10 protein-coding genes are annotated in these 11,323 nt (G+C 60.2%); 3 read left to right on the forward strand and 7 right to left on the reverse strand.

Annotated features, from left to right (window positions below; all coding sequences use genetic code 11):
- The first annotated feature begins 3 nt into the window (after window positions 1-3).
- The 3 genes from ACIK7D_RS12105 to ACIK7D_RS12115 all read left to right on the forward strand — a co-directional run bounded on the left by ACIK7D_RS12105 (window position 4) and on the right by ACIK7D_RS12115 (window position 3,886).
- Window positions 4-1,938: a bifunctional diguanylate cyclase/phosphodiesterase gene (locus tag ACIK7D_RS12105; RefSeq protein ID WP_137004863.1), complete on the forward strand. Its 1,935-nt coding sequence runs from the start codon at window positions 4-6 to the stop codon at window positions 1,936-1,938.
- A 161-nt stretch (window positions 1,939-2,099) separates the two neighbouring features.
- Window positions 2,100-2,795, forward strand: a complete 696-nt coding sequence (locus ACIK7D_RS12110) for an FkbM family methyltransferase (RefSeq protein WP_080819284.1) — start codon at window positions 2,100-2,102, stop codon at window positions 2,793-2,795.
- A 254-nt stretch (window positions 2,796-3,049) separates the two neighbouring features.
- The gene (locus ACIK7D_RS12115) at window positions 3,050-3,886 is read left to right on the forward strand and encodes an alpha/beta fold hydrolase (protein WP_400156409.1); all 837 of its coding nucleotides are present in this window, start codon (window positions 3,050-3,052) and stop codon (window positions 3,884-3,886) included.
- Window positions 3,887-3,941: 55 nt separating this feature from the next.
- On the opposite strand, the gene ACIK7D_RS12120 is transcribed toward ACIK7D_RS12115, so the two are convergent.
- From ACIK7D_RS12120 to ACIK7D_RS12150, 7 genes are all read right to left on the reverse strand, one after another.
- A complete protein-coding gene (locus ACIK7D_RS12120) occupies window positions 3,942-5,324 on the reverse strand; it encodes an FGGY-family carbohydrate kinase (protein ID WP_400156410.1) in 1,383 nt (460 codons plus the stop codon).
- Window positions 5,321-5,644 (reverse strand): L-rhamnose mutarotase, encoded by a 324-nt coding sequence (gene rhaM, locus ACIK7D_RS12125; RefSeq protein WP_262531298.1) that lies wholly within the window; start codon window positions 5,642-5,644, stop codon window positions 5,321-5,323. Before rhaM ends, ACIK7D_RS12120 begins: the two co-directional genes overlap by 4 nt.
- 3 nt (window positions 5,645-5,647) lie before the next feature.
- Window positions 5,648-6,652, reverse strand: coding sequence for an ABC transporter permease (locus ACIK7D_RS12130; RefSeq protein WP_400156411.1), 1,005 nt, complete (start codon window positions 6,650-6,652; stop codon window positions 5,648-5,650).
- Window positions 6,649-7,650 carry an ABC transporter permease gene (locus tag ACIK7D_RS12135; protein WP_400156412.1) on the reverse strand — a complete coding sequence of 334 codons (1,002 nt, stop codon included), beginning with the start codon at window positions 7,648-7,650 and terminating at the stop codon, window positions 6,649-6,651. Before ACIK7D_RS12135 ends, ACIK7D_RS12130 begins: the two co-directional genes overlap by 4 nt.
- A 13-nt stretch (window positions 7,651-7,663) precedes the next feature.
- The gene (locus ACIK7D_RS12140) at window positions 7,664-9,199 is read right to left on the reverse strand and encodes a sugar ABC transporter ATP-binding protein (protein WP_400156413.1); all 1,536 of its coding nucleotides are present in this window, start codon (window positions 9,197-9,199) and stop codon (window positions 7,664-7,666) included.
- A 212-nt stretch (window positions 9,200-9,411) separates the two neighbouring features.
- On the reverse strand, window positions 9,412-10,422 hold the full coding sequence (gene rhaS / locus ACIK7D_RS12145) for a rhamnose ABC transporter substrate-binding protein (RefSeq protein ID WP_080819280.1): 1,011 nt from the start codon (window positions 10,420-10,422) through the stop codon (window positions 9,412-9,414).
- A gap of 47 nt (window positions 10,423-10,469) precedes the next feature.
- A complete protein-coding gene (locus ACIK7D_RS12150; RefSeq protein ID WP_065118076.1) occupies window positions 10,470-11,300 on the reverse strand; it encodes a DeoR/GlpR family DNA-binding transcription regulator in 831 nt (276 codons plus the stop codon).
- Between the last annotated feature and the right edge of the window lie 23 nt (window positions 11,301-11,323).

The raw sequence follows: 11,323 nt of genomic DNA on the forward strand, positions 1-11,323 counted from the left end.
CGTTTGCGAAAACTTGTGGCGGTGATCATCTGTTGCTTCGTCCTGGCAACGGGCTATATCGCTTTCGTCATTGCCGAGCGGCAGACCGCTCTGCAGAAATTTGCCCGCTACAATGATTCCTGGGCCGTCAGCCAGACCGTAGCCGAATATCTGCGCCTCCAGAACAAACTGGCCGTGTTTGCGCTCAATCCCGGCAAGATCGACCGGGATGAGCTGCAACTGCGTCTGGACATCATGCTGAGCCGCCTTGAGCTTTTGAAGCAGGGCAATCTCGGGGCCTTCATCAATGAAAAACAGCAGTGGCGGGATCTCGTAACCCGCCTCGATGCCGTTCTGGCCCGTCTGGAGCAGCAGGTGAACAACCTCAATCCGGCCGAGGTCCCGGATCTGCTGGCGACGATGAGCGCGCTCGATGCGCCGATGACGACGCTCGCCTCGTCTTCCGTCGCTTATGACGTCAATCTGATCGATACGGCCCATGAGGATGTGCGCAAGCTGCATATCGTTTATACCGCGCTGGCGGGCGGCCTCATCCTGTGCGGTATCGCGCTTGTCATATTGCTGCTTCGCCAGAACGATCTTCTGAACCGTGCGCAGAAAAGCATGCGCGGCCTGACGGACGATCTGCGCGCCGCGACGCTGGAATTGCAGGCGAAGAATGTCCGACTCGAACACGACGCCTATCACGACGCGCTGACGGGACTGCCGAACCGCGCGCTGTTTCGGCAGGAATTGATCGAGAGGTTGCGCCGATCCTTCGGCGGGACGGGAACGACAGCCATCCTCCTGCTCGATCTCGACGGGTTCAAGGACGTCAACGATACGCTCGGCCATGATGCCGGCGATGCGCTGCTTCAGGCCGTGGCGCAGCGCCTGTCGGCCATCGGCGGCGATTATGACATGGTCTGCCGCCTGGGTGGCGACGAATTCGCGGTCGTCTCGGACGATCTGAACGAGGATGCCGCCCGCCGTCTTGCCACCAAGCTCATCGACCAGATCAGCCGCACCTACCAGTTGGGTGAACAGGAGGTCAAAATCGGCACCTGCATCGGCATCGCCATATCGCATGGTGCAGTGGATGCGGATGAATTGTTCAAGCGCGCGGATCTGGCGCTTTACGAGGCGAAAGCCATCGGCCCCGGCCGCGCGAGCGTTTTCAAGGTCCGCATGCAGAAGCAGCTCACCGAGAAGAAATCCTTCGAGGCCGACCTGCAGACCGCGTTGCAGAACGACGAGATGGAAGTCTATTACCAGCCGCAGGTCGCGACGCAGACCCGCAAGCTCTGCGGCTTCGAGGCGCTGCTGCGCTGGAAACATCCGGTGCGCGGCGATGTGCCGCCCAGCGTGTTCATTCCCGTTGCGGAAAGAACGGGCCTCATCCATTCGCTCGGAAAATGGGTAATGGAAACCGCCTGCCGCGAGGCGATGGGCTGGGACGAGGACATGAAGGTGGCGGTCAATCTGTCACCGGTTCAGTTCCACAGCACCAGCCTCATCCAGAACGTTATGGGCGCGCTTGAGAAAAGCGGGCTGGAACCCAGCCGGCTCGAGCTTGAAATCACCGAATCGATCCTTCTCAACAAGAGCGACCAGACGATCAACACGCTGTCGCGCCTGAAGGCCGTCGGCATCAAGATCGCCATGGACGATTTCGGGACAGGTTATTCATCGCTCGCCAATCTGCGCGGTGTGCCCTTCGACAAGATCAAGATCGACCGCTCGTTCCTGCGCGATATCACCAGCGACCGCGACGCGCTGGCGATCGTTGAATTCGTGGTCGGCGTCGGCCGCAGTCTGCGGATGACGACGATTGCGGAAGGTATCGAGACGGAAGAGCAATATGAATGCGTCAGGCGTCTGGGCTGCGATCAGGTTCAGGGATATCTGATCAGCAGACCGTTGCCGGCCAAGGAGCTTGTGGCCTGGAGCTCTGTCTGAGACGCGCCTGTTTTGGCGGCGGCCGTATCTTGAATTTTTACCACGTCATAGTGTTGCTTGCGAAAACCGATACCGGTTACGGCAACGATGCTGTAGAGCATTCCCGGTCGATATGGGATCATTGCGACGAAGCGGCCGGGTTTTGCGAAAAGGCTTGAGACATGGAAATACTGGACGTGCATGGAGTTGCCCTTCCTCTCTCTTCCGATGAGGTGTCGCCGGTCATCTGGCAGGCGCTGACCGACGGCAGCTATGAGGCGAAAGAGGCCCGCAGCGTCCTGAAAGCCATCAAGCCCGGCGATCGCGTGCTGGAGCTGGGCTCCGGTATCGGCATCATCACCTCGATCATCGCAGGCATCGAGGATGTTTCCGTCTGGGCTTTCGAGGCCAACCCTTCCACCGCGGCGCTGGCAGAGCGGGTGATTAAGGCCAATTGCCGGGGCAATGTCGTGTTTTCGCAGGGGCTTCTCACCGCCGACGAGCCGAGTTCCTATCCTTTTTATGTCCGCAGGGATCTCTGGATGTCGTCCATGGACGAAAACCAGGGGCCCTATGAAAAACGCATCGAAATTTCCTCCGCCAATATCGATGAATTTATCGCCAGCCGGGGCATAACCGCGCTCGTGATGGATATCGAGGGTGCGGAACGCGATCTGCTCGGCAGGGCCGATCTGACCGGCGTGGAGCGGATATTCGTGGAGCTGCATGACCATCTTTACGGTCTCGCCGGCGTTCGCGATATCATGCGGGCGCTGACCGCCAAGGGATATGCCTATGATCCGCGCGGTTCACGCGGGCCCTGTGTCCTGTTCTCGAAGGACGAGAGCCCAAGGGAATACGATCCCGAGGTGGACTGAGGCCAGCGGCGCGCCGAATTCACGGAACCGTCCGCCCGTCATCTCCGTTCTCACACTTGCATGAGGGCGCGGAGCGGGTCGACGCGTGTGCCGGGATTGGTATGCGGGTCGAGAAGATAATTTCATAAACAGCAATTCATTCCAAATTATTGTTGCAATTGTTGCAACCGTTATCCTGCGTCATCATCCCTCCATCAAACCGGCGCACAACAGGCTGCGCCGGAGATGCCAACGCAACCGAAGGAGAAACGATCATGGGCTTTGTTAAGACGACAGACGGAACCGAAATCTTCTACAAGGACTGGGGCCCGAAGGATGCCCAGCCGATCATGTTCCACCATGGCTGGCCGCTCTCGTCCGATGACTGGGATGCGCAGATGCTGTTCTTCGTTTCCAAGGGTTTTCGCGTCGTCGCCCATGACCGCCGTGGCCATGGTCGTTCCGCCCAGGTTGCCGACGGTCACGACATGGATCACTACGCCGCCGACGCCTTTGCCGTCGTCGAAGCTCTCGACCTGAAGAATGCCGTCCATATCGGCCATTCCACCGGCGGTGGCGAAGTCGCCCGTTATGTCGCAAAACATGGCGAACCCGCCGGCCGTGTCGCCAAGGCGGTTCTCGTTTCCGCCGTGCCGCCGCTGATGCTCAAGACCGCGGCCAATCCGGAAGGCCTGCCGATGGAGGTTTTTGACGGCTTCCGCTCGTCGCTCGCCGCAAACCGTGCGCAGTTCTTCCGCGATGTGCCGGCCGGTCCCTTCTACGGCTTCAACCGCGACGGCGCGACCGTTCATGAAGGCGTTATCCAGAACTGGTGGCGTCAGGGCATGATGGGCGGCGCAAAGGCCCATTACGACGGCATCAAGGCTTTCTCGGAAACCGATCAGACCGAGGACCTGAAGAATATCAGCGCACCGACGCTGGTGCTGCATGGTGAAGACGACCAGATCGTGCCGATTGCCGACTCCGCCCTGAAATCGGTGAAGCTGTTGAAAAACGGCACGCTGAAGACCTATCCCGGCTTCTCACACGGCATGTTGACCGTGAATGCCGATGTGCTGAACGCCGATCTTCTGGCCTTCATCAAGGGCTGATCCTTCTGCAAAACCACAATGCGGCCGATCATTCGGCCGCATTTTGCGTTTCGCATCAGGCCATGTGGCCTCGCCAGGCATTGCGGTAAGAAGCGAGACCGGGAATGTCGTGCGGCGTGAAATGGCGCTCGCGACCGGGAAGCGGCTTGATGCCGGTGAGCAGGGCCGCACCGGCGCTGGTGCCCGTGGATCCTTCTACCGCCGTTACTTCGGTCTCCGCAAAGCCGGCCAGCGCCTTCAGATAAAGGGTGTTGCTGGCGAAGGGGCCTTCCACAAGGATCGGACCTTTCCGCCCGATGAGCGAAAGGCTGCATTCCGTCATCATCGCCAGATAAAGCGACGTCACGGCATGCCGTTCCGCGGCCGTGGCATTTTCATCGCCAATCCAGCGCGCCGCCCTGTCCGGAAAGGGGCCGGAGCCGCTAACGACGCTCGGCAGCAGCATCATGCCGCTGGCAACCACGCTGCCGAGAGCCGTTTCTATCGCTTCGTCTTCCGCTGTCCCGAATTGCTGCGCCAGCATTTCATACTCCCTGCCGCCCATGAAGCGCGACGAGGGAACGGGACGGCCGAAAGCATCGACATTCAGGAGTGTGTCACGGGTGGGATCGAGTGCGCCCGTCGCGCCGCCGATGGCGAAATTCACCACCCAGGTGCCGGTGGAGACGACCGAAAAATCACCGTCCCGGCGCAGAAGATGCGGCAGGAGGGATGCGTTGGAATCGTGGATGCCACAATAGACCGGCATATGCGGTGAAAGACCGGTTTCCAGCGCCAGCGACGGGCGGATTGTTCCCAGCACATCGAAAGCGGAGCGGACCGGCGCCATCAAATGTTCGATATCGAGACGCGCGACGAGCGAGGAGAAACTTTTTCGCCGTGGGTTCCAGAGATCGGTATGGCAGCCGAGCGAGGTCGTTTCCGTGGCCGGAATGCCCGTCAGCCGTCCCGCCCAATATTGCGCATAGGTGACGATGCTGCGCACTCTGGAGAAATCGTCTGGAAAGGCCGTTTTCTGGAAATGGATTTGCGCGCCAAGGTTCAGCCCGACGGGAAGCTGTGGTGAGCCGGTCTCGGCAAAATCGGGCCTGATGCCGCGATAGGCTGCCTCAATGGCTGCGGGATAGCCGTGTTCGTAATCGAGCACCGGCATAGCGAGATCGCCATTTCCATTGAGAAGTGCTGCCGAAGCGCCATGGGTGGTGATGGAAATCGCATCGAAACCGGGCTTCTGGCCGAAACGCTGAAGCGCGGAGAGAATGAAGCGCCAGAGCATTTCCACATCGTAATGCGGATAAATTCCGTCGCGAAGGACGGGGTTCGCCTGCTTCTCAGCGGCAATCTCCTCGCCGCTGCCGGTGTCGATGACGACGACCTTGGCATTGGTCTTGCCGATATCGATGACCGCGACGCGGCCCGGTCTGATACTCTCGCTCATGGCAGATGGAACACCGTCACCAGATCTTTTGCGACCGGCGAATGATCGGGATTGCTCTCCATGATGTCGGCCATATGCGCCCACCACTTCTTCATCACGGGGTGGTCGGGCAGCGCCGCCATGCCGTGGTTCTTGGGGCGCGTCAGCAAGCCGAACAGGATGTTGGTTTCCGGGTCGAGATGGATGGAGTAATCGCTCACACCCGCCTCGCGCAGCAGCGCCACCAGTTCCGGCCATATCTCGTCATGGCGCTTTTTATATTCGGCCTCTTTTCCGGCAAAGAGTTTCATCTTGAAGGCGTGTTTTTCAAGTTCAGGCATGGCTTAACTTCTCATGGCCCGAAGGCGGCGGACGACGATGGGGATGGCGATGGTGACGATCAAAAGCAGGCCGACGAAGATCGACATGACGATACCAGGCACGTTCAGCAGCCCAAGACCAAAGGTGACAAGGCCCATGACGAAGGCGGCGATGACGACGCCGGCAATGGTGCCCGAGCCACCGAGAATGGAAACGCCGCCCAGCACCACCATGGTCACCACCTCAAGCTCCCAGCCCTGAGCGATCGACGGGCGGGTGGAGCCGAGGCGCGAGGTGAGGCAGACGGCGGCAATGCCGCTCATGAGGCCGGTGAGAAGGAAGAGGATGAACTTCACCCGCTCGACGGGAATGCCGGAGAAACGGGCGGCGAAGGGATTGGTGCCGATGACATAGACCTGCCGGCCGAAATTGGTGGCGTGCAGCAGAATGGCGAAGAGGACGGCCATGACGATGAACAGCACGAATTCGAAGGATATGACGGAGATCACGTAACCCTGGCCGAAATAGGCGAAGTCGGCCGGATATTTGCCATAGGCCTGATCGCCCAGCACCATATAGGAGATGCCGCGAAACAGGCTCATCGTGCCGATGGTGACGACGATGGACGGCAGTTTCAGCCCGGCGACCAGAAAGCCGTTGAAAGCCCCGCATAAAAGCCCGGTGCCGATGCCGATGGCGACGAGGCCGGGCGTGCCGACGCCCATCTGCACCGCCGCACCCATGGCGGTGGAGGCAAGCGCGATGATGGCGGCGACGGATAGATCGATTTCACCGGCAATGATCAGCAGCGCCATGGCAAAGGCGATGATTGCCTTTTCGGTGAAATTGAAGGTTGCGTCGGAGAGGTTCCAGGCATTGAGGAAATAGGGCGAGGCGAGCGAATTGGCGATGAAGATCAGGATCGCAACGCCAAGCAGCAGCACTTCCCAGCTGGCCATGACACGGCGCAGCGGCGTACCGAGCTTGTCCGGGATGATGCGGGGGGGCTGTGTCGGTTGCGAGGTCATGCTGCGGCCTCCTTGGCCTGATCGGCTGCGGCCCGGTCGCGCAGGATGATGCGGCCTTGTCGAGCTTCGGCGCGGGCGTTGAAGACGACGGCAAGCACGATCACCACGCCTGATATCGCCATCTGCGCGAAGGGCGAGATGCCGATGACCGGGAGCGCGTTCTTGATGACACCGAGGAACAGCGCGCCAAGCACGGCGCCGGCCACTGAGCCGATGCCGCCGGCAATCGAGATGCCGCCAATCACATTGGCCGCCACGCTGTCCAGTTCGAAACCGGCGGCGATATCGACATAGGCAACGGCATAACGCGAGACCCAGAGATAGCTGGCGAGACCGGCCAGAGCGCCTGACAGCACGAAGGCGAAGAAGCGCGTGCGGCCGACATCGATGCCCGCATAAACGGCTGCACTCGGATTACCGCCCGATGCATAGGCCGAACGGCCGAAGGAGGTGCGGCTGAGCACCAGCCAGGCCCCGGCGATGATGAGGATCGCCACCCATGAAAGAACCGGCATGCCGAGGATCACGGTGCGCGGTACATTGAGGAAGGTCGGCGAAAGCTGATGCGCATTCACCCAGCCGCCGCCCGACAGCACGAAGGCCATGCCGCGATAGATGGTGAGCGTGCCGAGCGTGACGACGATGGGCGGAATGCCGAGCCACCAGACCAGTACGCCGTTGAGCGAGCCGAGAAACGCACCGATGCCGACCGCCATGACGATGAGAAGCGGCAGGGGAATGCCGGGAAAGGCGGCATTGGTCATGGCCACGGCCATGCCGGTAAAGGCGAGATTGGCGGCAACCGAAAGATCGATGGATTTGGTGAGAATGACCGCCATCTGGCCAAGCGCCAGAATGATGAGGATGGAGGTATCGTTGAAGATATTGACCAGATTGGCCGGCCGGCTGAAACCGGGCGCGCGCAGCGCAAAACCGGCGATCATGATGACGATGATGCCCGCCAGCAGCCATTCGCGATTTTTGAGGAAACGTTGCATGGTTTTGCCCCTCTCAGGCATTGCCGGTGGCGGCGCGCACCAGCTTTTCCGGAGAAAAATCGGCGCGTTCGAACAGGCCAGCCATCAGGCCTTCGCGCATGACGATGGCACGGTCGGACATGCCGAGGATTTCGGGAAGTTCGGATGAAATCATGATGATGGAAAGCCCCTCGGCCGCAAGCTCGCTGATGAAGCCATGCACGGCGGCCTTGGAGCCGATATCGATGCCCTTGGTCGGCTCGTCGAGAATGATGACCTTGGGCTGGGTGGCGAGCCACTTGCCGATCACCACCTTCTGCTGGTTGCCACCCGAAAGCGTGCCAACAGGCACTGAGAGTGCGGCGGCGCGAAGGTCCAGTCGCACGGCATATTTGCGCGCCAGCGCGAATTCATTGGCGGCGGCGAGAAACCCCTTACGCGATGTGCGCGTGAGAGAGGGCAGCGACATGTTCTGATAGATCGGCATTTCGAGCGCGAGCCCATGGCGGCCGCGCTCTTCCGGCACATAAACGATGCCGGCGCGGATCGCGTCTTCCGGCGAACGAATGGTGAGCGGCTGGCCGTTCAGTGTCACCTCACCAGAGGCCGGCCGGGTGATGCCGAACAGCGACTGGCAAAGTTCGGAGCGACCGGCGCCGATCAGCCCATAAAGGCCGAGAATCTCGCCTTTGCGCAGCTCAAGCGAAATATCGCGGAATTCCGTCTGGTGCGAATAATCGCGAATCGACAAAACCGTTGGCCCCAGCGTGACGGCTTGCTTGGGGAAGGCGTTCGTCACGTCGCGACCGACCATCAGGCGCACGATCTCATCCTGTGGCGTGGTGGCGAGTGTGCCGGCTCCGACCATTTTCCCGTCGCGGAACACGGCGTAATTCTCGGCGATTTCATAGACTTCATCGAACTTGTGGCTGATGAAGAGGATCGCCTTGCCCTGCCGCTTGAGGTTCTCGACGATGCGGAAGAGATCATCGATCTCCTTGCGGGAAAGCGCAGCCGTCGGTTCGTCCATGATGACGATGCGCGCCTCGACTGACAACGCACGGGCGATGGCTACCAGATGGCGCTGCGCGATCGAAAGATCTTTCAACCGGATGGTAGGATCGATGGTGCTTTCGAGCTGTTCCAGCAGAATTCTTGCGCGCTCATTGATGGTTTTCCAGTCGATGAGGCCGAAACGGCCTTTGGGCGCATGGCCGAGGAAGATGTTTTCGCCGACCGAAAGTTCGTCGAACAGCACGGTTTCCTGATGAATGGCGGTGACGCCGGCATCGATGGCATCCTGTGCGCCGTGAAAGGTAACGGCCTTGCCATCGAGAAGGATTTCGCCTTCGTTCGGGCGGTAGATGCCGGTGAGGATTTTGACGAGCGTGGATTTGCCCGCGCCGTTCTCGCCGATCAGCGCGGTGACCTTGCCGGGATAAAGTGCGATATCGACGCCATCCAGCGCCTTCACGCCGGGGAATATCTGGCTGATGCCGCGCATTTCGAGAATGGGCGTAGCGCTGGAAGTCGCTGGGATGTCTATGGTTTGGGTTTCAGCACGCATCATTCCGTCTTACCGGTCAGTTTTGAGTGGAGCGGCGAGGGGCACCCCCCTCTGTCCTGCCGGGCATCTCCCCCTCAAGGGGGGAGATCGGCAAGCGGATAGCACCCTGCTTTATGGATCGAGCGGGTGCGGCATATCGATCTCCCCCCTTGAGGGGGAGATGCCCGGCAGGGCAGAGGGGGGGTGCCCTCCACGCACTGCCGTCACTTCTCAGATCAGAAAATCTTCGAGAACTGATCGATATTCTTCGCGTCGTAGATGAACGGATCAGCCATCGCCGCTTCGCTGTTTTCGCCAACCTTGATCTTGCCCATGCGGCCGGCTTCGATTTCCGAGCCCGGCTTGCCGTCGGCTTCGCCCTTCACAAGGCGATAGGCGATCTGGGTGGCGGAGTAACCGAGGTCAATCGGGTTCCAGATGGCGAATTCCTTGGTGGCGCCTGATTTGATGGCGCCGGCCATCTCCGACGGCAGGCCAAGGCCGGTCACGAAGACCTGACCGATCTTGCCGGCATCCTTCACGGCCTGCGAGGCGGCGAGAACGCCAACCGTCGTCGGCGCTACGATGACCTTCACATTCGGCTGCGAGGAGAGCAGACCCTGCGCTTCGCGGTAGCTCTTGTCGGCAAGGTCGTCACCGTAAACCGTGGTGACAAGGTTGAGGCCGGGGAAGTCCTTCAGCTGCTTCTTCATCTCATCGATCCAGATATTCTGGTTCGTGGAGGTGGTGGTGGCCGAAAGGATGGCGAAGTCACCCTTGCCGCCTTCCAGATGCGATGCGGCGAGCTGCAGGCACATCTTGCCGATCAGCGCGTTGGAAGAAGGATTGAGCTGGAGAATGCGGCCCTCGGGCGCCACGCCGGAATCCCAGGAAATGACCTTGATGCCGCGCTGTGCCGCCTTTTTCAGTGCGGGAACAACCGCGTCGGGGTCGTTGGCGGAAATGGCGATGGCATCAACGCCCTGCGCGATCAGCGAATTGATGACTTCGATCTGGCCTTCCGCCGTGGTGCTGGTCGGACCGGTATAGATGATCTCGACGCCGCCGAGATCCTTTGCGGCCTCCTGCGCGCCCTTGTTGGCGGCTTCGAAAAAGCCGTTACCGAGTGACTTGACCACCAGCGCTATCTTGACGTCTGCGGCCTCAGCAACGCTGCCAAGCCCCGCGACGGAGAGCGCCGCGCTGAGTGCCAGAACGCTGGTCAATGTTCTGCGTGTAAGTTTCATGTCCCTTTTCCTCCCGTTTTGAACCTTGTTTTTCCCTCCAGCGCTCCTCAAGCGACTGAAGAAGAATTCTCCTCATCCGGCGGACCGGCGGTTTTTCCCGCTGCGACTGCACCGGCGATCAGCAATTCGACGCCGGCATCTTCCACCATCCTTGCCGCTTCGTCCGAAATCCCGTCATCGGTGATGATGGTCGTAACGTTTTCGAGCGGACATAAAATCAGGCTGGATCGTTTTCTGAATTTCGAGGAATCGACCATCACGATCAGTTCTTCCGCCTGCCGCATCAGCTTCTGTTCGCTCTGGATGACCAAAGCGTCGGATTCCATGATGCCAAGCGCGCCCACACCCTGCGCGCCGAGAAAAATCCGTCGCGCATAAAAATTGCGGATCGCGTCGTTCTCGAAAGGCGACAGGATAAGGCTCTGGTCGCGATAGATCGCGCCGCCCGGCACGCTGACACTGCATTTGGAATGCTTGACCAGATGCTCGGCAATCGCGAAGGAATTGGTCATCACCTGCAGGCGGCGCGCCGCCATGTAATGCACCATCTGGAATGTCGTCGTGCCGCCATTCAGGATGATTGCGTCCCCATCATTGCAGAGATCGACCGCCTTGCGCGCAATTGCGCGTTTCTTGTCGATATTGACCGATTCGGACACGCGGAAGGGACGTGCGGCAAGATTGCCGAGCTGCGGCGGATGCACCGCTTCCGCCCCGCCGCGCACGCGCCGCAACTTGCCCTGAACGTGCAAAGACGCAATATCCCGGCGGATTGTCGCTTCCGACGCATCCGTGAGTTCAGCAATATCCTGCACCGTCACGACTGCTTTTTCCTGTGTGGCGCTCAAGATGATGCGATGGCGTTCGCGTTCGTGCATGGGGTCCTCCTGACCGTGATTAT

Origin of the sequence: Agrobacterium sp. P15N1-A, assembly GCF_044626815.1 — a bacterium.
GTDB classification, from domain to species: domain Bacteria; phylum Pseudomonadota; class Alphaproteobacteria; order Rhizobiales; family Rhizobiaceae; genus Agrobacterium; species Agrobacterium leguminum.

Bases quoted from the DNA above. Each gene is read 5' to 3' on its own strand.
- ACIK7D_RS12150 (WP_065118076.1), bottom strand. From the start codon at position 11,300: ATGCACGAACGCGAACGCCATCGCATCATCTTGAGCGCCACACAGGAA.
- rhaM (WP_262531298.1), bottom strand. From the start codon at position 5,644: ATGCCTGAACTTGAAAAACACGCCTTCAAGATGAAACTCTTTGCCGGA.
- ACIK7D_RS12135 (WP_400156412.1), bottom strand. From the start codon at position 7,650: ATGCAACGTTTCCTCAAAAATCGCGAATGGCTGCTGGCGGGCATCATC.
- ACIK7D_RS12130 (WP_400156411.1), bottom strand. From the start codon at position 6,652: ATGACCTCGCAACCGACACAGCCCCCCCGCATCATCCCGGACAAGCTC.
- ACIK7D_RS12110 (WP_080819284.1), top strand. From the start codon at position 2,100: ATGGAAATACTGGACGTGCATGGAGTTGCCCTTCCTCTCTCTTCCGAT.
- ACIK7D_RS12115 (WP_400156409.1), top strand. From the start codon at position 3,050: ATGGGCTTTGTTAAGACGACAGACGGAACCGAAATCTTCTACAAGGAC.
- ACIK7D_RS12140 (WP_400156413.1), bottom strand. From the start codon at position 9,199: ATGATGCGTGCTGAAACCCAAACCATAGACATCCCAGCGACTTCCAGC.
- ACIK7D_RS12120 (WP_400156410.1), bottom strand. From the start codon at position 5,324: ATGAGCGAGAGTATCAGACCGGGCCGCGTCGCGGTCATCGATATCGGC.
- rhaS (WP_080819280.1), bottom strand. From the start codon at position 10,422: ATGAAACTTACACGCAGAACATTGACCAGCGTTCTGGCACTCAGCGCG.